This is a genomic window from Ulvibacter sp. 2305UL32-6 (assembly GCF_058148545.1).
Window position 1 is genome coordinate 182,045 of record NZ_JBYVKA010000001.1, and the last position, 24,825, is coordinate 206,869.

Below are 24,825 nucleotides of genomic sequence, written 5' to 3' on the forward strand. Positions count from 1 at the left end.
AAAGGATTTGTGTATTTTTGCATTTTAGAAATACTAGATATGTTCTCAACCAACCAACTCATCTTTGCTATCTTTTTTATTGTTGCCTTCGTGGCAATAACTATCTACAGCTATCGAAAAGATAAAATGAGAGACAAAAAATATTTTAAAGGTAGCCTTTGGATCCTTATTGGCTTTTTGGCTTTTGTAGGATTGTTAATTGCAATTAAGATTTACCTTAAAGGCTAATTAGCTATCACAACATTGGAAATTATTTCCTAATTAATTTGCTTTCCCATCATTTTGACGCTAGATTTATCGTAGAGACAACAATTAGTCTGTACATTTCCGGTGGCTATCTCTGTACTTTTGAGTTAAATACCCTTTAATGGGTATAAATGCTATTAGAATTTACCACTAATTTTACTGAAACTAAAAAACGTAATTATGAAACTATTTTACCTAGGCATTACATTTTTCAGCATGATCTTACTTTCTAGCTGTTGCGATGATTGTAATCGAGAATTGAGCATCACACAGGAAAAACTCGCGAATTGTGAAACAACATCAGCTGGCTCTCAAGAACCCAATCGTCAATTAGTTGATTTCAATTCTTTCCACGGAGTATTAAAAAAGAAAAATGACTCTGTTCTTTATAGTCGATCTATAAAAGTCCCATTTTACAATTATCCTGATCTTACCGGTGAAACTGGTGAGGCAAGCCCAAAATTGTCGGTCATCAAAAAATTAAATGTGCCCAATAATAATGTCATCTTAGAAATTTTTAAACATAGCAAACAGGCTGAAAATACTAGTAATGGACATTATCGGGTCCTAAGAGATGAAAATAATGCCACTAAGGTTCTAGGTTTAAAAGATTTTGACCAAAACACCACCATCTATTTGATCACAATACATGATGAAGATTATGAACAACGCCAAACAGACATAGACAATATTATAATAGATAAATTAAAATCAAACAAACTACCCAGTAACTTTCAAAAAGCACTAGGAGAAATCCAAGCATCCATTGATGCCCTTCCATCGTTTATTGAACCAAGTACAGTTGGAGGCGGAGTTATTCCACCGAGATAATTAATGAGCGTATTAAACAAATTACTCTTTATACTAATTGTGCTAACAGGATCACACTCTTTTGCACAAGATGATATACTAGATTCCCTTTTAAATAATTATCAATTTGAAAAGGCAAAAATGTATGCCTTAAAATTAGATGCACCAGAAAACACAAAAACACTAGCGCATGTTAAAATATTTTCTGCCTTAAAAGAAATGGATTCGGCTTACAATTATATCAATCGTTTAGATACAACCAACCTTAGCAGTTATGATAAAGCCACCTATTATTTCTTTCTCGCCGAATCTGAAAACGCCAGAAACCATGAGGATGTGGCGCTGCCGTTGTATTCGAAGGCACAATCACTGTTTTATGCTTTAGATGAATTAGAAAAAGCAAACGATATTAATTTTGAGATCTATACCACTACCCGATCTCAAAAACATTACACCTATCCTAAGCAGCACTATTTAGATGTATACGAAACGACAGCAATAGAGAACGGTTTTGCAAAACAAGTAATCACAGCCAGCCTCGCTAGAGCACAACAACATTTTTTAACCGGAAATAAAGATTCTGTCTATTTCTATTTTAATCGAGCAAAAAAATACGCCAAACAAAGTGATGATTTACTAGTGAATGCCCGTATTCCAAGTATTTTAAGTGTCTATCACGCAGAAATAAGCGGGAGGATAGATTCTGCTTCCTATTACATTCAACAGGAAGCAGAGATGCTAAAGAAAGCCCCAGTAAATTATCGATTACCTTATAATTTAATAAATCAGGCAAATGTTGCGCGAAAGAAGGGCGATATTTCAAAAGCTATTACACTCTTACATCAGGCTGATTCCATTCATCATAGCCTTTATCGGAAAAACGTAAAAATAATTATCTACGACCTTTTAATGAGTGATTATGAGGCGATCGGAAATCCTTCTGAAGCACTTCGGTATTCAAAATTAAACATGCGTTATCGCGACAGTGTTAATGTAGCTGCTCAAAATGCTAACATTACAAGATTCCAAGCTGGTGAAAAGGAAAAACAGAATCTCCTTCTTCAGAATGAAGTTGCTAAAAAGAAACAACAACAGCGATTCTTATGGATTGGAAGTATCCTCGCAATCATAATTGGGAGTATCATCGCTATACTTCTTCAGAAAAACACCAAACGTAAACAACGTATTGCTGAGCAACAACGAGAAATCGAAATTCAAAAAACAGAGAAAATCTTACGCGACCAAGAGCTTACCACCATTGACGCTATGTTGGAAGGTCAAGAAAAGGAACGGCAACGCCTGGCTTCCGATCTACATGATAGTGTAGGTGCCACTCTCTCTGCTGCTAAACTCCAATTTGACCATCTCTCAAAAAATAAGACCAAGCTTGAACATTTAGACGAAATGTTTGCGAAAACCGGAGAACTTTTAAACGACGCTTATGCCGAAGTTCGATCTATGGCCCACTTAAAAAACAGTGGTGTATTGGCAAAAAACGGGCTGCTCCCGGCTGTTCAGAAACTCGCTAAAAATGCTTCTACTACAAAAAATTTACAGATAGATGTTCAGGATTTTGGATTGGACGACCGACTTGAAAATTCGTTAGAGATCATGGTTTTTCGCATTATTCAAGAGCTAGTTACTAATATTATTAAGCATGCAAATGCTTCCGAAGCAAGTATTTCGATCACTCAACATGAAGATTCCTTAAATATTATTGTAGAAGATAATGGTGTAGGTTTTGATCCAAAGGAAATAGTAAAAAACAATGACGGGATGGGGCTCGATAGCATTGAAAGACGTGTAGAGCACCTCGAAGGAAGTATGGAAGTAGATTCTTCCAAAGGAAATGGAACTACCATTGTAATTGATATACCCATATGATAACTGTAGCAATCGCCGAAGACCATCAAAGCCTTGTAGATGGTATTGATTTATTACTGAAATACGAAGAGGATATCTCGATCGTAGGCAAAGCCAATGACGGAGAAAAACTAATTGAAATAGTACGGTTAAAACAGCCAAAAGTGATACTAACCGATATTAAAATGCCCAAAATTGACGGTATTGCAGCAGCTAAAATTATTAAAAAGGAGTTTCCGCACATAAAGATCATCGCTTTTAGCATGTTTGATCAGGAAGAGGCTGTTCGGCAGATGCATGCCGCAGGCGCTTCTGGGTATCTTCTCAAAAACTCACCCCTTGAACAAGTACTTACAGCCATTCGCGAAGTAGCTATAGGTAACACGTTTTTCGATAAAGCAATTGATATTTCTTTTCTTTCTGAAGAGGTAAAAACATCAAATAGGAAACTCATCCTGTCTAAAAGCGAACGTGCCATTTTAGCGCTTATTGGCGAAGGAAAAACATCAAGTGAGATAGCTGCTGTAAGGTTTACCTCTGTTTCTACAGTAGAGAAACATCGAAAAAATATGATCCGAAAATTAGGGCTATCTGGCAAAGGCGAATTACTGCGCTATGCCCTCGAAAAAAAGTATGATTTTTAATCACATCTACACTATTACCCCATAAACATGTAGTCGTTTTTAATATACCCTTCATAGGGTATTTCTTTGAGGTGTGACAAAATGTACTTTGGTCGCATGGATTTTCATCAGGAAATTTTACACCTAATTGATCAAGCACAGACCAATCATCTTTGCATTGATAACGCAGAAACCCTAAAGGTTTTACAAGCAATTCAAAAAGTTTCCTCAAGTGCATTATTATTAAAGAAAGCCATTGTTCTGTTTTCAATTGCCGAAAATAAAACCACAACCATACCTTGTTTGAGTGACCGAGAACGCCAAATATTCAATCTAATAGGCTGCGAATTTAAGTCGCGTGAAATAGCTTCCATTTTGAGCATTAGTGAAGCTACTGTTAGCACGCATCGCAAGAATATCATAAGAAAATTAAAAATAACTGGCTCAAGACAACTCCAACTGTTCGCTTTTAGAGAAGTACAGCAAGAATTCCGAAGAATCAAAAACTAAATCGTATGACAAAGTATATATCTCTTATAATTATTCTTAGCTTATTTTCTGTTGAGATCACAGCCCAAGAAGACATCAAACCGTTACGCATTGGCGTGCGCCTTGGAACACCCAACGTTATTACGATGAATGCCGAATATGTAACACCGCTGCTAGACAATCGGGTTTCTGCAGCAATTGATTTTATGCCGCTCTCTTATACCTATGATGATGTTAGCATTGCTTATACCAACTTTGAAATTGGCAGCAACATTTATATGAAACCCACCGGAAAAGGTTTGTACGCGGGTATATCGTACTTTTCTTTTCACGGAGAAGGTGATTATCCCGAAGTCGATTTTGATAATTCAGTGGAAGACGGAACCGGCATCATTGATTTTAACACCATCAATTTAAAAATAGGCGCAAAATTAGGGCGTACTTTTTATTTTAGGATTGAAGTTGGTTATGGCTTCGGAAAATTGCCAGACACAATTCTCATTAAAAGCAATAGTTCTAATGAAACCACCACCGAAGAAATTGGTGAAATACCCGGTATAGGCGATGGTGGCCTGCCAGTATTTAATATTGGCTTTGGTTTCGGGTTTCTCTAAATCTACCCAATACTGGGTATGGTTTAACGCACTTTGAAACAATACATTTGTTTCAATAAAACTTAAACCAAAACACTAACCATTCTTTAGAACAATTATTATGAAACATTTACTCTTACTCCTTGCATTTAGTGTAGCAATTCCAAATTTTGCTGCAGATTCGATTTCAGAAAAATTAGATGCCACATTTGTTGGTAAGAAAAAAGTACAGCTTGGAATCTCTGAAACTGATGCCGAGATCTATATCAATGGAAAACTTATTGGAAAAGGAACCACCGAAGTATTAGTGCCTAAAGACGATTGTGTTACCGTGATTGCCAAGAAAATTGGTTTTTTGGTGGAGAAAATAGAGTTCTGCAATAAGAAAGGAATGACCACTCCTCCTAAAACATACTTCGTTGAGATGAAACGTGATGATGCCTATGACGCTTCAATTCAAACCGATATCGCCAATATTGATATTGAGTTAAAAGTAAACGAAATGGAGAAAGATCGCGCCTGGAAGCTCATCAACCAGATCGTTTTATCCTATATCGATGTTATTGAAATGACCGATAAAGAGACGGGGTATTTACGTACCGCTTGGTCGTTGAAATCGTTTACTCAGAACACCATTAGAACTCGAATAATCATTAAGGAGTCAAATTCAGATCCATTAACGTTTAAGGTAAAACTTGTAAGCGAAGAATCAAATTTACCTCTTACAAGTGTTAAAAGTGACGAACTGTACAAAGAGTGGGATCGTGTGCTTCGATCGTATAGCGACGTCATAGGCGAATTCCAAGCCCGCTTAAAATAGAATTTACACTAACTAACCCTAAAGCCTCAAACCTTAATAGATTTGAGGCTTTTTTATTCCGAAGAAAAACAAGCTATAAATACCCTCCATTGGGTATTTTCTGTAAGAAACTTTCAAAATACTTTTACACCATAACTAAAAACAAATAATACCATGAAAAAAATTATTCTACTTGCTATTGCTTTTAGTACTGTTCTTGTTAGTTGTAAAAAAGACGACAACAGTGACAGTTCAGACGATACCGAGTTCGATGGTTCTATTGAAGACATCGAAGATTTCTACAGCAGCGACATTGTTGATGCATTGAACGATCTCGATTTTGAGATCAACACCGGAAACAACCCGCCAAATATTGAAGGCATCTATTACGTTTCTCCTTCAATTTTGCAAGCGAGCTCTGTTCCTGGCGATACACCTGGCATTCAGTTTCCAGACATCACAATGAACTTCAGCAATCAAGACAGCGAAAATTTGACGATCGATTTTACAGGTGATTCGGGGCCAGAAGAATACGATGGAGACGGTTCTTTTATTTCTGGAGATAATAATCAATTTTCGGTATTCTTAATTATTAATGTTACTAGCGGCGGACAAACAGCGGAAACAACCTTTGCCATCTCTGGTGAACTAGGTGATGATGGTATTGAAAATGTACAAGTTGCTGTTCTTATGCTAGATGACAATGGTGATCCGGGTGGATATTTTATTGAAAACAACACAGGTCGCGTTCTTTATGATGAAGACGGTTTTTCACCAGAGATTTAAAAATTAAACACCCCAAACGGGAATTACTAACCTAGGTTCTCAAATACAGGAACCTCTAATACAAATAATGATTATGAAAAAAGTTATACTAACAATGGCTTTCATTTTTACGGTGTTTCAGTTCGCTCAAGCACAAGAATTAACCTTCGGTGTAAAAGGAGGGGTTAACTTAGCCTCCTTAGGTGGCGATGTAGAATCTGGTGCTAAAGGAAAACTCGGACTTCATCTTGGCGGGCTCGCTGAGTACATGCTTTCAGATGAATTTGGTGTTCAAGGAGAACTACTCTATTCAAGCTTAGGCGGTAAATACGAAGAGAGTGAAGAAGGGTTTTCGGTAGAGGCGGAAACGAGACTTGCTTATTTAAGCCTTCCTATCATGGGAAAATACTATGTTACCGAAGCTATCGCTTTAGAGGCAGGCCCGCAATTTAGTTTTCTCCTTTCTGCGGAAGAAGAGTTTACCGCAGAATTTGATGGCGAAACTGAATCAGACACAGAAGACATTAAAGAATTTACAAATAGTCTCGATCTTGGATTTGGGATCGGTGGTTCGTACAATACAGAAGGCGGACTATTTTTCGGACTGCGTTATGTTTTAGGTCTTTCAAACATCTATAAAGACGCTGATGACTTTTCTGTACAGAACAACGTACTTCAGATTTCTGCAGGATACAAATTCAACTAAGTAACCTTTGTAAGAAGGCTTCTTTTCTCTGCTCTTGAGGAAGAAGCCTTTTTTTAAACTTTTTAAAATTACTGAAAAATGAAGCTTTTTAACTCTTTACCATACCTGGTCCTATTCATGCTAAGCAGCCTTACAGTGGGCGCACAAAATTTTGACGATCTGGTAAATTCTTTAAACGAAGAACTTGAAAAAGTGATCAGTGGCAAGTATGAATACACTCAAACGGCAACCATGACCCAACCAGGTGTTATTCAACTTACTATTATTGAGACTACAATAAAAGACGGTAAAAGCAGTGAAAATAGTTATGAATTTAATCTTGCAGATATAGACGAAAACACTGTCAAAACAATTACCAATAAAGATCTGATACAAGTACAATTACTTTCTGCCAAAAAACAAGATCTACTAAAGTGTACAATAGATCGCGAAAAAATATCATATGGAAATGAAATTTTTGTTTATGCAGCCAACATTGACAATGCTCGCGCTCTAGAAGATCGATTTAAAGCACTAATCCCTGTAGCACAGGAAATTACTGAAAAAAGGCTCTCACTAACTACTTATGAAGACCATATGCAATGGATCATTGCTAATGTGAGTGATGTAAACCTTATAAAAACTCAGTTTGCCCAGAAAGTGTCTCTTATTGAAACTTATCCAGGCAAAATGGCCATTGCAATTACTGAGAACAGTGGAAAAACCTCAAAAAGTGATACTTACGAGTTTAATGTAATGACCATCAATCCAAATTCAATTCTTTTTAAGATTAGCGGGGAAGAATTCAGCATCGCAATGGAAACACGTCGTAAATTGAAAACTGTTAAACATTTTAAAGAAGGGGTACAGGAAAATTATGTCAGTGATTTTGAAATTGCCTGTGAAAGTGTAGAAACAGCCCGTGATCTTCAGAAGGTGCTTAAATCACTGATCCAATTATCACAAGAGGCATTTGATCGAACTGTTAAAAAACCAGCGAACATTTCCGAAGCCATTGAAACTTTAAACATTCATACGAATAAAGTCACGGTAAATGAAACAACTATCAACCAACTATTTAAAGGTGATTGTGTGGTTGCGTTTACACAAAATAATGTGTCTGATAAAGGGATCTCTGGACAAGAATATCTATTCAACTTTAAAGACCTCAACAAAAATGCGGTACAATATGAAACCAAAGGCAAATTTGTGCTCGTAAATATTGTTACAAATGGCGGATCTAATTTTATCAAACATACAGAAGACAATGAACAAAAAAACTACACCGATAGTTTTACCATCTACGTTCCTGAAATTGAAGATGCAATTACAGTTCAAAAAGCGATGGAAACGATCATTGAACTATGTAATTCAGAAAAAGACACTTATACAGAAGGCGATAAAGCGACCTTAGTAACTCGCTTACAGGAACAGATCAAAAAGGTAGATTTAAACGATAAATCCTTTGAACAAGTGTTTACCTCGGAAGATGATAATAACTCCATTGTCTTTAAGCAAATCGAAATCACTACCAAATCAAGCGAAGAGCGCACCTACGACTTCAACTTAAGCGACATCAATCCTGCAAGTATTAAAATGGAAACCTCTGGAAAGAATGTTACCATTGTGGCTAACACCTACTATCTTGAAAAGATCATTCAATATTATGAAGATGGCGAGATCGAAAACTACCAAAATGAGATTGAAATACAAGCTGACGCAATTGAAAATGCTCGTACCATTACAACCCTACTAAAAAAGGTTGCTGGAAAAGAATAAATACCCTACAAAGGGTATGTCAATGCCTTTTGGAAAAGAATACATTGAACCTGTATTCTGAAAAGATACAACAAGGCTATTTGAAGAAGCCAAAAATATTAATTGTTCTTGTTTCGTGTTTTTTTGTTGAAAAAAACCTCCTTACCATACTGGCAAGGAGGTTTTTATCTTTATAGAAATGTGTGTCTCTAGTTTTTAGAAAGATTCCCGTACTTTTTAGAATACTCTAGCATCTGTCCTTCAAAAGTATCTGGCTGCATCACATTGAATCCAGTGATTTCTTCACCATCCATCGTTGGAACGATCATCGGATTTACAAATCCGCTATATGGTGCCGACTTAAACTTGCTATTGCGTTCTAATACTTCAGCATGAAGTTTTTGATCTACTTTTACTCCGTAGTTTTCAACTAAGTTTTTAGCTGCTTCGTAATCTCCTTCCGAAGTAATTCGTTGAGTTTCACGTAATAATTCACCAAAGATGGCACGAAGTTTTCCGTAATCATTAATGTTGTAATACGTTTTTCCGTCACGTGTTATTTTTTCGATCACGTTCTCTGCTTGTCCGCGCTCATACGCCCAAGCACTCACCCACTGGCGATTTACCATGTGTGCTTCTTCAACATCATCACCTAATTCTAATCGCACTAATTGACCGATCAATCCATTACGGATATAGCCATCATACGCAGCGATTCCAGTTTTCTCCCAGTCAGTCACAAGACCTAATTCCTGAAGTTTTGGATCCATTAAATAGTATAAGCCAAATAGATCGGCACGTCCTTCTTCAATGGTAGATTTATATCTTTTTAAGGTTTCTTTTGGTGTACCAACACCTTTGTTGATCTGCCCTGAAGCGTGACCTACAACTTCGTGCAAAGCAGTATGTAACTTGTCACCTAAAGCACCGTATTCTTTTTCAAGAGCAACTTCTTGCTCATCGTTAGCAAATTCTTGTAATCTCCCACTACCACCGGCATTACTGTATGCGTGTATGATATTACCAAGAGAAACCGACTTGCTACCGTGTGCCTGGCGAATCCAGTTGTTGTTAGGTAAATTTACACCAATTGGTGTACTTGGCGAAGCATCACCAGCTTCTCCAGCAACGATCACTGTCTTATATGAAACACCTTTTACCTCTTTCTTTTTGTGTTCTGGCATCAGCGGAGAATTATCTTCAAACCATTGTGCTTCTTTTGAAAGTACCGCCATCTTTTTAGACATGTCGAAATCTTTGATCTGTACAATAGTTTCGTATGAACCTTTATAACCTTTCGGGTCATTATACACTTCAATAAAACCATTGATCCAATCGATGTTTCCTTCTGTTGACTCCACCCATGCAACGGCATAGTCATCCCAAGTATCAAGGCTACCTGTTTTGTAGTATTCAATAAGTAATCCCAATGCCTTTGCTTGCGCATCGCTTTCGGCAACTCCTTTGGCCTTTTCTAACCAATAGATGATTTTGTCGATAGCTTCTCCGTAAAGTCCGCCACTTTTATAAACCTGCTCAACTAATTTACCGTTTTCTTTTACAAGACGAGTATTTAATCCAACTTCGATTGGCTCTGCAGCATCTACTTTAATCGCACCATAGAATTTTTCAACATCTGCCGTGGTTACATCTGGCCCGTAGAAGTTGATCGCACTTTCTAAAACTATGTCTGAATCTTTCGAAAGATTTACCTTTTTAGCATCTTTATCATTAAAGATAACTTCAAGAGCTTCGCCCTTCAGGGTAGAATTTGTTTCTTTTAATAGCAGTTCTAAGTACGCCTTACTAAAATCTGGTTTAATTTTGGCGTTACTGTAGTGGTGGTGAATTCCGTTAGAGAACCAAACACGTTTTAAATATATTTCAAAGTTCTTCCAATCATCAGAAGTCTTATCACCATTGTAATTTGCGTAAATATTTTCTAAAGCAGCACGTATCGCTAAGTTATGACGATAATTTTGCGCCCACATGATGTCACGTCCTTCTAATCCAGCCTGGGTTAAATAATACACGAGCTTTTGCTCATTCAAACTTAACTCTTCAAAGCCAGGGATTTGATATCGTAAAATTTTAAGATCTGCAAATTGACCTACGAGATAATTAAAGTCATCTTCGGTCTGTATTTCCGTTTTCGCCACTTCGGCTTCTGGCATATCCTTCGCCTTGTCGTCTTTACAAGAAAATAAAGTAAGTCCGCTTATAGCAAGCGCCACAAAAAAAGTATTCTTCATTCGTTCTGTTTTTTTGGTTTTGCACAAATGTAGCAAAATATTGGCTCGTTTCTTAGTGGGTTATAATTTTCACTTCGGAAATGAGCTCGCTGTAGATAAATTGCTTCCGAAGTATACAAATTACCATGAGCCAGCGTTTTTTACTATCTTTAACAGCATTAAACAAAGCAACCATGAAAATATTAAAATACCTCTTTTTTCTTCTCCTTATCGTAATTATTGGAGGTGCCATCTATTTTTCAACACAAGATGGATCATTTGATGTAGCAGAATCTAAAATCATCGATGCCCCACCATCTGTTGTATATGACCAAGTAAAAGATTATAAAACGTGGCAAGAATGGGGTCCTTGGATGGCTATTGACCCAAATATTAAGATCAACTATTCTGAAAAAACAGAAGGCGAAGGTGCTTCTTATTCTTGGATTAGTGATGATATAAATGTAGGGGAAGGCTCTATGGAAACCACCAAAGTCATTCCTAATAAAGAAATTGAGCAAAAAATTACCTTTAGCACTCCTATTGGCGATTCCACAAGCGATGTTTATTGGAAGTTTGAAGAAACCGAAACCATGGGTCAAACAAAAGTAACTTGGGGAATGAAAGGCGAACAAACGCTCATGGAAAAAGTTTTTATGGCTTTCCAAGAAGACGATATGGAAACAGGGATTTCTGAAATGTATAAAACTGGATTAAATAGCTTAGAGACAAAGGTCAAAGAAGAACTAGCCAAATACACCGTAAATGTTGATGGTGTCACGCTATATCCTGGGGGATTTTACATGTATAATACTACCGCAGCAAAAATGAGTGATATCGGCACTAAAATGGCCCCCATGATGGGACAAGTGGCCGGTTTTATGGAACAGGGAAATATACAAAGCAGTGGTATGCCTTTTACTATTTATAACAATGTAGATCAAACTACAGGAAATGTTATATTCTCAACGGCCATCCCAGTGCGAGAACGAGTGATCACACCTGAAGGCAGTGATGTACTTTGTGGTTATATGGAACCCGTAAGAACTGTAAAAACAACTTTAAAAGGAGATTATACTAATTTAGACAAAGCGTATGCGGCCGGAGCTGCTTATATGGCTGAAAATCAATTGCCAGCACACCCTAGTGCCAAAATGTTTGAGGTTTATGTAACCGATCCTGGTAACGTGTCCAACCCGGCAGATTGGGTTACGGAAGTTTATATGCCCGTTGCCCCAGAGATGAATGCACCAAACTAAATTATGAAACAATTTTTACTCGTTTTTCTTGGTGGCGGCTTTGGCAGCGCCATGCGATATGGTTTGGGTAAATACATGAATAGTTCAGCTAATGGAGTCCCCTACGGAACCTTTATAGCAAATATTCTTGGGAGTTTAATTATTGGTTTTATCTTAGGCTGGGCATTAAAAAACAATTCTGTCTCTCAAAATACCATCCTCTTTTTAGCAACCGGTTTTTGTGGTGGATTCACAACATTTTCGGCTTTTGCCTATGAAAACCATATCTTTCTAAAAGCGGGTGATCTTACTACATTTGCGCTTTATGCCTTCGGAACTTTTGTCATCGGATTCGCTGCGGTATTTTTCGGAATGTGGCTCGTTAAATTTTTCTAATGGTGTCCGTAATCCTTTACTCCTGCCTCTATACGAACCAATAGATCGTTTTCCTCTGGCGGAATAGGACAACTATACCTTGGATTATAGGCACAATATGGATTATACGCTTTATTAAAATCTAAAATAATGACCTCACCCTTAGGAATATAAACATCTAAGAAGCGGCCGCCACCGTAAGAACCGTCACCACTTGTTAGGTCTGTAAAAGGTAAGAATAAATAATTCTCATAAGCTGGATCTTCGTAACCTGCTGTGTTTTGATATAATGCGAGCACCAAATCTTTACCGTCTAGCGTAAAATGGGCTTCACCATATTTTACATACTCCGGAAGTCTATCTGTAGTAGTCGGCATCAAGAACGGCTTTTCATTAGGTGTTCTTACAAATTTTGCTACCACTCTAAATTTAAGATCTGCAGGATAAAAATCAAGTGCTCTAAACGTCGTTAGGTCCTCTGGTGTTAAAATGCTCTTCTCTGGATCTGCAAATTCAACATTTTTGGAAGTATGGTATTTTTTAATTTCCTTAAGAAGCTTTCGGTTACTTTGGCCTTGACAGATTCCGAAGAAAACCAAAAAGACGATCAATAATACGTTTTTCATAGTGCACAATTTCAGTAAAAATAGAGGAATTTAAAACTGAAAATTAAAAATTCCTTGCATTTCAAAAAAAATTAATACATTTAACCTCTCATTATCAAGACTATGATGCAGTGTAAAACAATTCAATATAGAACAGTCGTGTGGATCTCACACCAGCTGGTCGTACGTTATTGTTGATACATTAATAAGATAAATCAATTCACTTACGTCCCGGCTCTCACCGGGACGTTTTATTTTTATACAAGCATCATGAAAAAATTATTCAACCAATATATAAGTAATTACACCGGACTCTCAAAGGAGATCTGGTTACTCTCACTCGTAACTTTTGTAAATAGAGCTGGCGCTATGGTACTGCCATTTTTATCGCTCTATCTCGTAAATAACAAAGGCTTTTCACTGCCCGAAGTTGGTTTGATCATGACCTGCTACGGACTCGGCTCCCTGTCTGGGACTTGGATTGGCGGACGATTAACAGATACCATCGGATTTTACAAGGTAATAACCACAAGTTTGTTTCTAGGTGGTTTGGGGTTCGTTGCGTTTCAATTTCTAGATGGTTATATCAGTATTTGTATTGGTATGTTTGCCCTTATTTTTATAGCCGACGCCTATCGCCCTGCCATTTTTGTGGCAGTTGAGGCATATAGTAAGCCGAAGAATGTAACGCGTAGTATCGCTCTTATAAGACTCGCCATTAACCTTGGATTCTCAATAGGTCCTGTAATTGGTGGAATTATAATCGCGAATATCGATTATGCATCCCTCTTTTGGATCGATGGTAGTACTTGTGTGATCGCCGCTATCATGTTATTTATATTGCTAAAACCAAAAAAAGTTTCAAAAGACGAACCAAAAGCGATCGTGGTAAAGAATGGAGTGCCTCCACATAAGAATCCATTGTTTATCCTTCTTATCGTAATTATGATATTGAGTAGCGTCATGTTTGTTCAGTATTTTTCGGTAATTCCCATATACTACGAACAAGGCCACGGACTTTCAGAAGACCTTATTGGCTTACTGCTCTTTTTAAATGGTATTATCATTGTGATATTTGAAATGCCTTTGGTAGGCTGGTTAGAACGTATTAACATTTCGAAAACCATGGCAACCTTTTGGGGCACCGTATTATTGGCTCTTAGCTTTATTGTTCTAAACGCAGGAGATTGGGTTGGCATCTTGGTCATTGGTATGATCCTAATGACACTTGGCGAGATGATAGGCTCTCCTTTCTCAAATGCACTTGCCTTAGAAATGGCACCAAAAGGTAGAAAAGGAAGCTATATGGGGCTCTACAGTATGAGTTTTAGCATTTCACATATCTTTGGGCATAATGGAGGCATGAATATGGTAGATAGCTTTGGTTTTGCAACCACCTGGTATGCAATGTTTGCTATTTTAGTTTTAGTTGCATTACTAACCCTTTGGTTGCACAAATGGCATAAAAGGAGTACTTCAACTCCTTTAGAACCATCAATACATATAGAATCATGAGAAAAGTACTGATTATTTTTTTTGGCCTCGGAAGTGTACTCTTCGGAATGCATTCTTGTAAAAATACTTCGGAAGAGTCACAAGCTACTTCCGAAGTAATTTCAGAAAGTGTAATTACTGAAAAGCAATTTCCGAAGTTAGATAGCTCCCGATATAACGTTGCCTTTCTAATTATGGATGGGGTATACAATACAGAACTTACAGCACCTTTTGATATTTTTCAGCATACGGTGTTTAGAGAAAACATTAAGGCAATGAATGTATTTACAGTTGCCCAAAAAGATGAAGCTGTAGTTACATTTGAGGGTCTACGGATTCTCCCTGATTATAATTATACCTCTGATAGTCTCCCATCCATAGATATTTTAGTGATACCCAGCGCAGAGCATCATCTTGACAGCGATCTGGAAAATATAGCTATGTTAGATTTTGTGAGAACTACATCTAAAAACGCACTGTATGTCACTTCACATTGTGACGGCGCTTTTGTTTTGGCGAAAGCAGGACTACTTGATGGCGTTGTTTCAACCACTTTTCCAAGCGATATTGAAACCATGCGAGCAATGTTTCCACACTTAGATGTGCGAAAAGATGTTCTATTTGTGCATGACGGAAAGTACATCACATCGGCTGGTGGTGCCAAAAGTTTTGAAGCAGCACTCTATCTCACTGAGCATTTATACGGAAAAAAAATAGCCCAATCCCTTGCGGGTGGGCTGGTAATAGATTGGAACGTCAATAATGTTCCACATCTTATTGTAAAAGAATAAGGAAACTCTTATTCAATATTGCGCTTTTCTCGTAGTTGTTTTTCTTTTTTGACTTGAATTTTATGCATGCGTTTAGAAATGATCACTGCGTCAAGACAAGACAGCATTAGACCAATTCCAGCAATAAGTGCCAAAAAACGTACAACGACAGCACCGGTAAATTCAATTCCCGAAAAGCCAAGCGCTACAGTAATGATTGTTGCAATTAAAAAGTGACTTGTGTAGTTTTTCATGAGGCTCTATTTTTTATTTAGCACCAAGATACTCTATTAACTTCCGCCTTGATGTTATAAAAAATACAATTACAATTCTTTTAACCTTTCAATTCTTTACTGTTTATAAAGAATTTTGGAGACCGGTTTTATTTCATTGTTAACCATGACATGCGAAAGAACAATTTGCGTTTTGGTTTCTCCGTATACAATCAGTTGATCGATAAACGCCTCAAGATGCTTCTGATTTTTTAAAACTACCTCCATTACAATATTTTCATTACCTGTAATGCGATAGCAATTGAGCACCTCATCATAACTCTTTACCTTTTCTAAAAATGGTTTTAACTTTCCCATAAAGGCTCTTATTGTAATGATCGCCTTTAATTGGTATCCAGCTTCAAAGGGTGATACCAATGTTTTATAACCGTGAATAAGACCTGCGTCTTCCATTTTCCGAATTCGTTCAGAAACAGCCGGTGAACTAATCCCAACAATGCGACCAATTTCGGCATTCGACTGTCGTGCATTTTTCTGCAAACAATCAAGGATTTTCCAATTCAAAGGATCGATGTTCATTTTAATTAAAATTATCTAAAAAAAGTCAATATTTAATGCAAATATAGCTTTTTACTTTAAAATCGATAGTAAGAAATGAAAACTTGTACCTAAATTTGAAAGGCTTTGAAAAGATAAAATGACACCTACAATACCCAAACGCTTCCCGCAATCGCCTATATATAAAAAGGCTATGGATATATTTGCTCTATCGCAAAATATATCAAGTTATATCGTTCACGACCTCGCGCACTTGCAGGAAAACGGAAACGAAGACCCAAATATCTATTTTAGCGGTGATATTGTACAACAATCCATTTCGTTGGCTCCAGAGATCTTTAAGGCTGAAGCTCAAACTTTTTCAGAAGAAAAGCATAAATATGCTGCTTCTGTTAATCATCTTATCAACACCCTACAAAAAAATTGTGAGCGCTTAGAGCATGCAAATACCAATGGTAAGGAGTTCATTCAATTACTTCGAAGAGATTTAAAAAAATTTAGAAAACTTCAACGCAGCTGGATGCTGACACTATAAGCAATAAACATCTTCAGCTTTTAATCACCTTAGCCTTACTTCAGAATAAAAAATTTGTTCATCGGGATACCTAGCTTGCACAATTTTTGCCGAGCTTCGCTTGTATAAATTGGCGATCTGATTACATATTTCTGCGGTACTGACCACCAACCTCAAACAATTTGGCCGTGATCTGACCTAAAGAGCACACTTTAGTTGCCTCCATCAATTGTTCAAACATGTTTTCATTGTGAATTGCCGCGTACTGTACCTTTTTTATTGCTGTTTCAGCAGTATCTCCTTTGGCTTTATGCAAATTATGAAGCGTACGTATTTGCTCTAACTTTTCCTCTTCCGTAGCTCGAATTACCTCGGCAGGTTGCACTGTTGGCGACCCTTTACTACTTAAGAATGTATTAACCCCAATGATCGGAAATTCTCCATTATGCTTTAAGGTTTCATAATAGAGACTTTCTTCCTGAATCTTGCTTCGCTGATACATAGTTTCCATAGCACCTAACACACCGCCACGTTCTGTAATGCGGTCAAATTCGGCCAAAACAGCCTCTTCAACAAGATCGGTTAACTCTTCAATAATAAACGCTCCTTGAATTGGGTTTTCATTTTTTGCGAGTCCTAACTCTTTATTGATGATCAATTGAATTGCCATAGCCCGACGAACACTTTCTTCGGTAGGTGTAGTGATTGCCTCATCATAGGCGTTTGTATGTAACGAATTACAGTTGTCGTTAATAGCGTAAAGAGCTTGTAAGGTTGTACGAATATCGTTAAAGTCGATTTCCTGAGCATGTAGTGATCTTCCTGAAGTCTGTATGTGATATTTCAACATTTGTGCTCTCGGATTAGCACCGTACTTATCTTTAAGTGCTTTAGCCCAAATCTTTCGAGCAACACGACCAATTACCGAATACTCGGGATCAATTCCGTTACTAAAAAAGAAAGATAAATTAGGTCCGAATTTGTTGATATCCATACCTCGTGAAAGATAGTACTCAACATAAGTAAACCCGTTTGAAAGCGTAAATGCTAACTGTGTGATCGGATTTGCGCCTGCTTCGGCAATATGATATCCCGAAATAGATACCGAATAAAAATTTCGCACTTGTTTTTCGATAAAATATTCCTGTACATCGCCCATTAATCTCAGAGCGAATTCCGTAGAAAAAATACAAGTATTTTGAGCCTGGTCTTCTTTTAAAATATCTGCTTGAACCGTACCGCGTACCTGCATTAAAGTATCGGCCTTAATGGTAAGATATACATCCTTTGGCAGTACTTGATCTCCGGTAACACCCAAAAGCATTAGGCCTAGTCCGTTATTACCTTCCGGCAGATCTCCAACATATTTTGGACGATCAACACCGATTTCTTTATATAGTGCGTCAATTTTTTTCTCTACTTCAGCCTCAAGACCATGTTCTTTAATGTATTTCTCGCAATTTTGATCTATCGCCGCGTTCATAAAGAAGCCTAATAACATCGGCGCCGGACCATTAATAGTCATACTTACTGAGGTCATTGGGTGACTTAGGTCGAAACCTGAATACAGTTTCTTGGCATCATCTAAACAACAAATGGAAACCCCTGCATTACCTATCTTTCCGTAGATATCTGGTCTGTGATCGGGGTCATTTCCGTAGAGTGTAACACTATCAAATGCAGTCGATAAGCGTTTTGCTGGCAATCCGTGGCTTACGTAGTGAAAACGGCGGTTGGTACGTTCAGGGCCACCTTCTCCAGCAAACATTCGTGCGGGGTCTTCCCCAGCACGCTTAAACGGATACAATCCTGCCGTGTAGGGAAATTCTCCGGGTACATTTTCCTGTAATGTCCATCGTAAGATATCCCCCCAAGCTCTGTACTTTGGCAAAGCAACCTTTGGAATTTGCGTATGCGACAACGATTCGGTATGTGTATCAATATTGATCTCTTTATCGCGTACCTTAAAGGTATAGACAGGGTTTTTATAACGATTTACTTTTTCATCCCAGCCTGTAATAACTTCCCAATTATAAGGATCGAGATCTAATTTGACGCGATCAAATTCGGCGTGCAAGAGTTTAATAAGGTCTTTCTTTTCTTCGGAAATATCTGAAATAGCATCCAAATTGAGTCCGGCTTTATCTAATTCTGGAATAAAACCTGTAATGGCCTCGATTGATTTATAGATTCCGAAGAGTTTTTGAGCGACTTCTTCTTGGTCTATCGACTTTTTATCGTAGGCTCTATTGCTTTCGGCTATTTCAGAAAGATAACGTGTTCTTGCCGGTGGAATGACAAATATTTTTTCAGACATCTCGTCGGAGATGACATAATCGCTTTTCAGATCGGCTTCGGTCTTTTCTACTAGCTTATCCATGATAGCTTTGTAGAGTTTGTTCATTCCCGGATCATTAAATTGCGACGCTATAGTGCCGAACACAGGAAGGTCATCCTGATGCGTATCCCAAAGTTGGTGATTACGCATGTATTGTTTTTTTACATCGCGTAGGGCATCAAGCGAGCCACGTTTGTCAAACTTATTAATAGCAACTAGATCTGCAAAGTCGAGCATGTCGATCTTTTCCAGTTGTGTAGCTGCACCAAACTCGGGTGTCATTACATATAATGACACATCGCTATGCTCAATAATCTCTGTATCGCTTTGCCCAATACCCGATGTCTCTAATATAATAAGGTCGTATTCCGCAGCTTTGATCACTTCAATGGCTTCAGAAACATATTTTGACAAAGCCAAATTACTTTGCCTAGTTGCTAGACTGCGCATATATACACGTGGCGAATTAATAGCATTCATTCGAATACGATCCCCCAATAAGGCGCCTCCCGTTTTTCTTTTGGAAGGATCTACAGAGACCAAACCAATGGTTTTCTCTGGAAAATCTATTAAAAAGCGACGAACCAATTCATCGACCAAAGATGATTTACCTGCGCCACCAGTACCAGTGATCCCTAATACAGGTGTTTTTACATTTTTGTTTTTCTGATGTATTTTTTGAAGTGTCTCCTCTGCAATTTCCGGAAAATTCTCGGCAGCCGAGATTACACGTGCAATAGCACCAGGTACCTGATTAGAAAGTTGATCAATTTCGCCATTAAGTTTATCACCAATCGGGTAATCGGATGTTTGAACCAGATCGTTGATCATTCCTTGTAATCCGAGTTCGCGTCCGTCGTCTGGAGAATAAATTCGAGTAATTCCGTAATTCATTAGATCTTCAATTTCAGAAGGAAGAATAACGCCACCTCCCCCACCGAAAATCTTTATGTGTTCTGCCCCTCGTTCTTTAAGGAGGTCGTACATATATTTAAAGTATTCATTATGACCTCCTTGATAAGACGTCATTGCAATAGCGTTGGCATCCTCTTGAATGGCAGTGTTTACTACCTCTTCAACACTTCTATCATGACCGAGATGTATTACTTCAACTCCTGTTGATTGTATAATGCGTCGCATTATATTAATTGCGGCATCATGACCGTCAAAAAGAGATGCTGCGGTTACAATTCTTACTTTATTTTTTGGAATATAAGGAGCTGGCTGTTGCATGTAAAAAAGCATTAATAATGAGAGGTCAAAGCTACGAAAAACACGCCAATTTAGTGAGTCTAAGACCCATTTTAAATATTAAAAAAAACTTAAATACTCTTGGGAGTGTTAGATAATTTTGTATATTGGTCGTTCAATATTAAACAATAAAATTTTTAACAAATGAAAAAAATCTACTTTTTAACAATGGCACTTTGTGCTTTCGCATTTACTGCTAACGCACAATTTTTTATCGAAGACGACGCTGAAGCATATGCTTTAGGTGACATGGGAACTCAAAACCCATCTGTATGGTCTGTTTGGTCTGGAACTCCTAACGCTGCAGAAGACATTAACGTTGTTAATGATCAAGCAAATTCTGGATCTCAATCTTTATATGTTGATGATTCTGGTGTAACTGACACTATCCTTCTTTTAGGAAACAGAACTGATGGAGACTACACTTTGGCTTTCAAAATGTACATCCCTGCAGGTAAAGGTGGTTACTTTAACATCCAAGGTGAAACTGAAGCTGGCGGAGCTGGTAATGGTGGAGCTGGTGTATTTAACTCAGGTAACGTAGTATTTAACGATGCTGGTGCAACTCCAGGTGAAGTTGTTGATGACGCTAACGGTGAAATCTTAAGCTACCCTGAAGCTACTTGGTTCGATGTTTCTATCTATGCTGATGTTGACAATACTGAATACACAATTACTATCGACGGATCTTCTGCTTCTCCTACTGTTTTTGGAGATGATGCAGTTCTTGGTGGAATTGACTTTTTCTCTATCGACACAAACAACCAATACTATATCGATGACGTAATCTTTGCTCCTGGTGTATTAGGAACTAATGATTTCGCTGCTGATGTATTTAGCGTATACCCTAACCCAGTAAAAGATGTTTTAAACATTAACTCTAAAGTATCTGTTGATGCTGTTACTGTTTATGATGTTCTTGGTAAAGTTGTATTACAGGCTCAGCCTGATGCAGTTTCTCCAAGCATCGATATGAGCGCTCTTAGTTCTGGTGCTTACTTAGTAAACGTTAAAATTGGAAACGCTTCTAAGACTATCAAAGTGATCAAATAATCACTTTAGTCAAATAATACAAAAAGGCCTTTTCTTCGGAAGAGGTCTTTTTTTATGTTTATATTTGAACTCTTAATATTTTCATTATGCTCAGAAAAATTGCACTCGTTTTTTTATGTTTAACTGTTGTCTCTTGTGCCGAACTTCAAAATGTAGTTAATACATTACCCACGGGTACTGGTGGTGTTGATACAATTAACATTGCTGGAGGACTTCGCCAGGCGCTAGACTTGGGTATCAACAAACAAGTGACTAAGCTCACTCAAAAAGATGGTTTTTATAAGAACAATCTTGTAAAGATCCTACTTCCAGAAGAACTTCAAAAAGTTGATAAAACTTTACGTGACATTGGCTTAAGCAAGTTAGCCGACGAAGGTTTAAAAGTTTTAAACCGCGCTGCCGAAGATGCAGTAAAAGAAGCAACCCCTATATTCGTTTCTGCCGTACAGCAAATTACATTTACTGATGCAAAAAATATCCTATTAGGTGCAGATAACGCTGCTACCTCTTATTTGGAAGCAAAAACTAATCAGGAGCTTTACGCAAAATTTAACCCGGTAATTCAAAATTCATTCGCAAAAGTAGGCGCAGATCAAGTTTGGTCAAATATTATTACTAAATACAATACTATTCCTTTTACGAACAAGGTGAATCCTGATCTAACCGACTATGTTACTCAGCAGGCACTACAAGGTGTTTACAAGATGATCTCTGTTGAAGAAAAAAATATACGGACCAAAGTTAATTCTAGAACAACTACATTGTTAAAACAAGTATTTGCACTACAAGATTAATGTAAGGTTTTAAAATACGAAAAAGCATCTTTTAGTCTGGATCCGTACCAGCTAAAATATTCGCCATCTACTAAACGCACTTCTTTATTGAGTGCGTTTTTTAATATTTGTACATCGCTAGCTTTAAAAGGATATGGCTCAGATGACAAAAGGATCAGTTCTGCCTTATCTAGCTCTTCTAATTGTATTTGGGGATAGCGTTGATTTGATTTGCAATTAAAATTCTGAAAATTATTAAGTTGTAACAACTCATTGATAAATGTATTCTGACCAGCGATCATATAAGGATCTTTCCAAATAAGATAGGCTACCGAACGAGTAGGTTTATCTTGGATAAATTCTACAAAATCTTGACTAGCACTCTTTATAGAGCGATTAATCGCTAAGGCCTTGTCTTGAACGTTAAAAAGCTGTCCAAGTTTCGTGATCATATTCAAACAATCTTGAATAGTGTAGATATCACTAACCCAAACTGAGCAAATATCAGAACAGTTCAAAACAATTTCTTCCGTATTTTCCTCTTTGTTGCAAATAATAATGTCAGGCTTTAATGCCTTTATCTTCTCCAAGTTTACTTTTTTGGTTCCACCAACAACCGTAATCTCATTGCGAAGTGACTTGGGGTGAACGCAAAATTTGGTAATTCCAATTAGGTGATCATGCAAACCTAAGTCTACCAATAACTCCGTTTGTGACGGAACTAAAGACACAATACGTTTGGGCGTATTCTTAAAACTTAATTCTCTTTGAAGTTGATCTTGAATTTCCATGGCATTTTAAAAACGCCCATTGTGAGAGCGTAATAGCGCCTCCATTTCCTTCTGCATTTTTTCTGCTTCGGAAGCAGCCGCTTCGGCAAAATTAATATCGTTAGATGCATAAATAATTCCCCGAGAAGAATTTACAAGCAGACCAACATCTTCTGTCATACCATATTTACAAACTTCCGAAAGACTTCCTCCTTGTGCTCCAACACCAGGAACCAATAAAAAACTCTTAGGAACAATTTTTCTAATATCAGCAAGAAATTCTGCTTTCGTTGCGCCAACTACATACATTAAGTTATGCGCGTTTTCCCAAGATGACGCAGTTCTTAATACTTTTTTATAAAGCTCTTCACCAGCCACATCCTCGGTTTGAAAATCAAACGCACCTTTATTTGAGGTTAAGGCCAATAAAATGGTGTGCTTATCTTTAAATGTCAAAAAGGGCTCTACCGAGTCTTTCCCCATATAAGGTGCAACAGTAACAGAATCAAAACCCAGATCCTCAAAAAAGGCTTTGGCATACATGCGTGACGTATTACCAATATCTCCTCTTTTGGCGTCTGCAATAGTAAAAACTTCTGGATACGCTGTGTTTAAATAGTCTATGGTTTTTTTTAGCGATTTCCAACCAGAGACACCTTGCGCTTCATAAAAAGCGGTGTTGGGTTTATAAGCGACCGCTAAGTGATGTGTTGCATCTATAATAGCCTTATTAAAGGCAAAAGTAGGATCTTCTTCCTTTAACAAATGCTTCGGAATTTTCTCAAGATCTACATCAAGACCGATACAAAGAAAGGTAGCCTTCTTTTTGATTTCAGCTATAAGGTTTTGGGTCGTCATTATATCTTTCCGTAGTTAAAAAGTATCACCAGATTCTTTCAATCGTTCGGTATTATCAACTAGTTGTAATTCGTCTATAATTTTTTGGATATCACCATTAATAATATTCTGTAGATCATATAATGTTAGATTGATACGATGGTCTGTAACGCGTCCTTGAGAATAGTTATACGTTCTAATTTTCGCACTTCGATCACCACTGGTAACCATAGATCCCCGCTTTAGGGCATCTTCTGCCTGCTTTTTGGCTAATTCAAGATCGTATAAGCGTGAGCGAAGCACTTTAAAAGCTTTCTCTTTGTTTTTATGCTGTGATTTCTGATCCTGACATTGAGCGACCAAACCTGTTGGTTCATGGGTTAATCGCACGGCTGAATAGGTTGTATTCACTGATTGTCCACCAGGTCCGGAAGAACAGAAATAATCAACCCGAACATCCTTTGGATCTATTTCTACGTCAAATTCTTCAGCTTCAGGAAAAACCATAACCGTTGCGGCACTGGTGTGTACACGTCCTTGGGTTTCGGTTTGTGGAACACGTTGTACTCGATGTACACCTGCTTCAAACTTTAGAGTACCATAAACATCATCTCCTTCAATTTCAAACTGAATTTCTTTAAATCCGCCGCTGGTTCCTTCGCTAAAATCAACCACACTAGTGCGCCAACCTTTAGATTCACAATATTTAGTGTACATTCTAAAAATATCTCCTGCAAAAATACTAGCTTCATCTCCTCCCGTACCTGCACGAATTTCCATAACGGCATTCTTGGCATCTTCTGGATCCTTCGGAATAAGTAAAACTTTAATTTCATCTTCTAGCTCGGGCATACGTGCTTTTGCTTCATCATACTGCATTTTGGCCATTTCGACCATTTCAGCATCACTTCCATCTGAAATTATCTCTTCAGCTTCTTGTAAGCGTTCGGTTTCAATAATATACTCTTCCCGTTTATCCATGAGAACCCGAAGATCTTTATATTCTTTATTTAGTTGAACATACTGCTTCTGGTCTGAAATAATATCAGGTTGAATGATAAGATCGCTTACTTCGTCGAAGCGATTTTTAACTATTTGAAGTTTCTCTAACATAGGTTTTAATAATCGTTCAAATTTACAATAAAATAAGGAAG

General features: G+C 37.5%; 24 protein-coding genes. 16 read left to right on the forward strand and 8 right to left on the reverse strand.

Annotation, left to right across the window (positions count from 1 at the left end; genetic code table 11):
• Positions 1-426 precede the first annotated feature (426 nt).
• The 9 genes from ACY2RU_RS00905 to ACY2RU_RS00945 all read left to right on the forward strand — a co-directional run bounded on the left by ACY2RU_RS00905 (position 427) and on the right by ACY2RU_RS00945 (position 8,652).
• The gene (locus tag ACY2RU_RS00905; protein ID WP_490136520.1) at positions 427-1,077 is read left to right on the forward strand and encodes a hypothetical protein; all 651 of its coding nucleotides are present in this window, start codon (positions 427-429) and stop codon (positions 1,075-1,077) included.
• A gap of 3 nt (positions 1,078-1,080) precedes the next feature.
• Positions 1,081-2,940, forward strand: a complete 1,860-nt coding sequence (locus ACY2RU_RS00910) for a sensor histidine kinase (RefSeq protein WP_490136521.1) — start codon at positions 1,081-1,083, stop codon at positions 2,938-2,940.
• Complete coding sequence (locus ACY2RU_RS00915; protein WP_490136522.1) at positions 2,937-3,563, forward strand: response regulator; 627 nt, start codon at positions 2,937-2,939, stop codon at positions 3,561-3,563. The genes ACY2RU_RS00910 and ACY2RU_RS00915 overlap by 4 nt, the downstream gene beginning before the upstream one ends.
• A 96-nt stretch (positions 3,564-3,659) precedes the next feature.
• Positions 3,660-4,052 (forward strand): LuxR C-terminal-related transcriptional regulator, encoded by a 393-nt coding sequence (locus ACY2RU_RS00920; protein WP_490136523.1) that lies wholly within the window; start codon positions 3,660-3,662, stop codon positions 4,050-4,052.
• A gap of 5 nt (positions 4,053-4,057) precedes the next feature.
• Positions 4,058-4,645 (forward strand): hypothetical protein, encoded by a 588-nt coding sequence (locus ACY2RU_RS00925; protein ID WP_490136524.1) that lies wholly within the window; start codon positions 4,058-4,060, stop codon positions 4,643-4,645.
• Between the two features lie 100 nt (positions 4,646-4,745).
• Positions 4,746-5,444 carry a hypothetical protein gene (locus ACY2RU_RS00930; RefSeq protein ID WP_490136525.1) on the forward strand — a complete coding sequence of 233 codons (699 nt, stop codon included), beginning with the start codon at positions 4,746-4,748 and terminating at the stop codon, positions 5,442-5,444.
• A 153-nt stretch (positions 5,445-5,597) separates the two neighbouring features.
• Positions 5,598-6,209: a hypothetical protein gene (locus ACY2RU_RS00935; RefSeq protein WP_490136526.1), complete on the forward strand. Its 612-nt coding sequence runs from the start codon at positions 5,598-5,600 to the stop codon at positions 6,207-6,209.
• 73 nt (positions 6,210-6,282) lie between these two features.
• Positions 6,283-6,894, forward strand: coding sequence for a porin family protein (locus tag ACY2RU_RS00940; protein ID WP_490136527.1), 612 nt, complete (start codon positions 6,283-6,285; stop codon positions 6,892-6,894).
• Positions 6,895-6,972: 78 nt separating this feature from the next.
• Positions 6,973-8,652, forward strand: coding sequence for a hypothetical protein (locus tag ACY2RU_RS00945; RefSeq protein WP_490136528.1), 1,680 nt, complete (start codon positions 6,973-6,975; stop codon positions 8,650-8,652).
• A 188-nt stretch (positions 8,653-8,840) separates the two neighbouring features.
• On the opposite strand, the gene ACY2RU_RS00950 is transcribed toward ACY2RU_RS00945, so the two are convergent.
• Positions 8,841-10,883, reverse strand: a complete 2,043-nt coding sequence (locus tag ACY2RU_RS00950) for a dipeptidyl-peptidase 3 family protein (protein ID WP_490136529.1) — start codon at positions 10,881-10,883, stop codon at positions 8,841-8,843.
• Between the two features lie 173 nt (positions 10,884-11,056).
• On the opposite strand from ACY2RU_RS00950, the gene ACY2RU_RS00955 reads away from it, so the two are divergent.
• Positions 11,057-12,121 (forward strand): SRPBCC family protein, encoded by a 1,065-nt coding sequence (locus ACY2RU_RS00955; protein ID WP_490136530.1) that lies wholly within the window; start codon positions 11,057-11,059, stop codon positions 12,119-12,121.
• A gap of 3 nt (positions 12,122-12,124) precedes the next feature.
• Positions 12,125-12,496 (forward strand): fluoride efflux transporter CrcB, encoded by a 372-nt coding sequence (gene crcB / locus ACY2RU_RS00960; RefSeq protein ID WP_490136531.1) that lies wholly within the window; start codon positions 12,125-12,127, stop codon positions 12,494-12,496.
• Here crcB and ACY2RU_RS00965 read toward each other — a convergent pair.
• A complete protein-coding gene (locus ACY2RU_RS00965) occupies positions 12,493-13,101 on the reverse strand; it encodes a DUF1684 domain-containing protein (RefSeq protein ID WP_490136532.1) in 609 nt (202 codons plus the stop codon). The two genes, crcB and ACY2RU_RS00965, sit on opposite strands and share 4 nt — an antisense overlap.
• A gap of 249 nt (positions 13,102-13,350) precedes the next feature.
• Here ACY2RU_RS00965 and ACY2RU_RS00970 point away from each other — a divergent pair, with 249 nt between their 5' ends.
• Positions 13,351-14,595, forward strand: coding sequence for an MDR family MFS transporter (locus tag ACY2RU_RS00970; protein WP_490136533.1), 1,245 nt, complete (start codon positions 13,351-13,353; stop codon positions 14,593-14,595).
• Positions 14,592-15,365 (forward strand): DJ-1/PfpI family protein, encoded by a 774-nt coding sequence (locus ACY2RU_RS00975; protein WP_490136534.1) that lies wholly within the window; start codon positions 14,592-14,594, stop codon positions 15,363-15,365. Before ACY2RU_RS00970 ends, ACY2RU_RS00975 begins: the two co-directional genes overlap by 4 nt.
• 8 nt (positions 15,366-15,373) lie before the next feature.
• Here ACY2RU_RS00975 and ACY2RU_RS00980 read toward each other — a convergent pair whose 3' ends face one another.
• Together ACY2RU_RS00980 and ACY2RU_RS00985 are read right to left on the reverse strand one after the other, a co-directional pair.
• Positions 15,374-15,598: a hypothetical protein gene (locus tag ACY2RU_RS00980; RefSeq protein WP_490136535.1), complete on the reverse strand. Its 225-nt coding sequence runs from the start codon at positions 15,596-15,598 to the stop codon at positions 15,374-15,376.
• 96 nt (positions 15,599-15,694) lie between these two features.
• Positions 15,695-16,156 carry an Lrp/AsnC family transcriptional regulator gene (locus ACY2RU_RS00985; protein ID WP_490136536.1) on the reverse strand — a complete coding sequence of 154 codons (462 nt, stop codon included), beginning with the start codon at positions 16,154-16,156 and terminating at the stop codon, positions 15,695-15,697.
• A gap of 172 nt (positions 16,157-16,328) precedes the next feature.
• On the opposite strand from ACY2RU_RS00985, the gene ACY2RU_RS00990 reads away from it, so the two are divergent.
• Positions 16,329-16,670 carry a hypothetical protein gene (locus ACY2RU_RS00990; RefSeq protein WP_490136537.1) on the forward strand — a complete coding sequence of 114 codons (342 nt, stop codon included), beginning with the start codon at positions 16,329-16,331 and terminating at the stop codon, positions 16,668-16,670.
• A 121-nt stretch (positions 16,671-16,791) separates the two neighbouring features.
• Here the strand turns inward: ACY2RU_RS00990 and ACY2RU_RS00995 are convergent, their stop codons facing one another.
• Positions 16,792-20,220 carry a methylmalonyl-CoA mutase family protein gene (locus ACY2RU_RS00995; RefSeq protein WP_490136538.1) on the reverse strand — a complete coding sequence of 1,143 codons (3,429 nt, stop codon included), beginning with the start codon at positions 20,218-20,220 and terminating at the stop codon, positions 16,792-16,794.
• Between the two features lie 162 nt (positions 20,221-20,382).
• Between ACY2RU_RS00995 and ACY2RU_RS01000 the strand changes: the two genes are divergently transcribed.
• Both ACY2RU_RS01000 and ACY2RU_RS01005 read left to right on the forward strand, forming a co-directional pair.
• Positions 20,383-21,291, forward strand: coding sequence for a T9SS type A sorting domain-containing protein (locus tag ACY2RU_RS01000; RefSeq protein WP_490136539.1), 909 nt, complete (start codon positions 20,383-20,385; stop codon positions 21,289-21,291).
• An 86-nt stretch (positions 21,292-21,377) separates the two neighbouring features.
• Entirely contained in the window at positions 21,378-22,085 is a 708-nt protein-coding gene (locus ACY2RU_RS01005; RefSeq protein WP_490136540.1) for a DUF4197 domain-containing protein, read from the forward strand.
• On the opposite strand, the gene ACY2RU_RS01010 is transcribed toward ACY2RU_RS01005, so the two are convergent.
• From ACY2RU_RS01010 to prfA, 3 genes are read right to left on the reverse strand one after another with little or no spacing between them, the layout of a single operon-like run.
• Complete coding sequence (locus ACY2RU_RS01010) at positions 22,082-22,855, reverse strand: ABC transporter substrate-binding protein (protein WP_490136541.1); 774 nt, start codon at positions 22,853-22,855, stop codon at positions 22,082-22,084. The two genes, ACY2RU_RS01005 and ACY2RU_RS01010, sit on opposite strands and share 4 nt — an antisense overlap.
• A 6-nt stretch (positions 22,856-22,861) precedes the next feature.
• Positions 22,862-23,692, reverse strand: coding sequence for an orotidine-5'-phosphate decarboxylase (gene pyrF, locus ACY2RU_RS01015; protein WP_490136542.1), 831 nt, complete (start codon positions 23,690-23,692; stop codon positions 22,862-22,864).
• 15 nt (positions 23,693-23,707) lie between these two features.
• A complete protein-coding gene (gene prfA, locus ACY2RU_RS01020; protein WP_490136543.1) occupies positions 23,708-24,784 on the reverse strand; it encodes a peptide chain release factor 1 in 1,077 nt (358 codons plus the stop codon).
• Positions 24,785-24,825 lie beyond the last annotated feature (41 nt).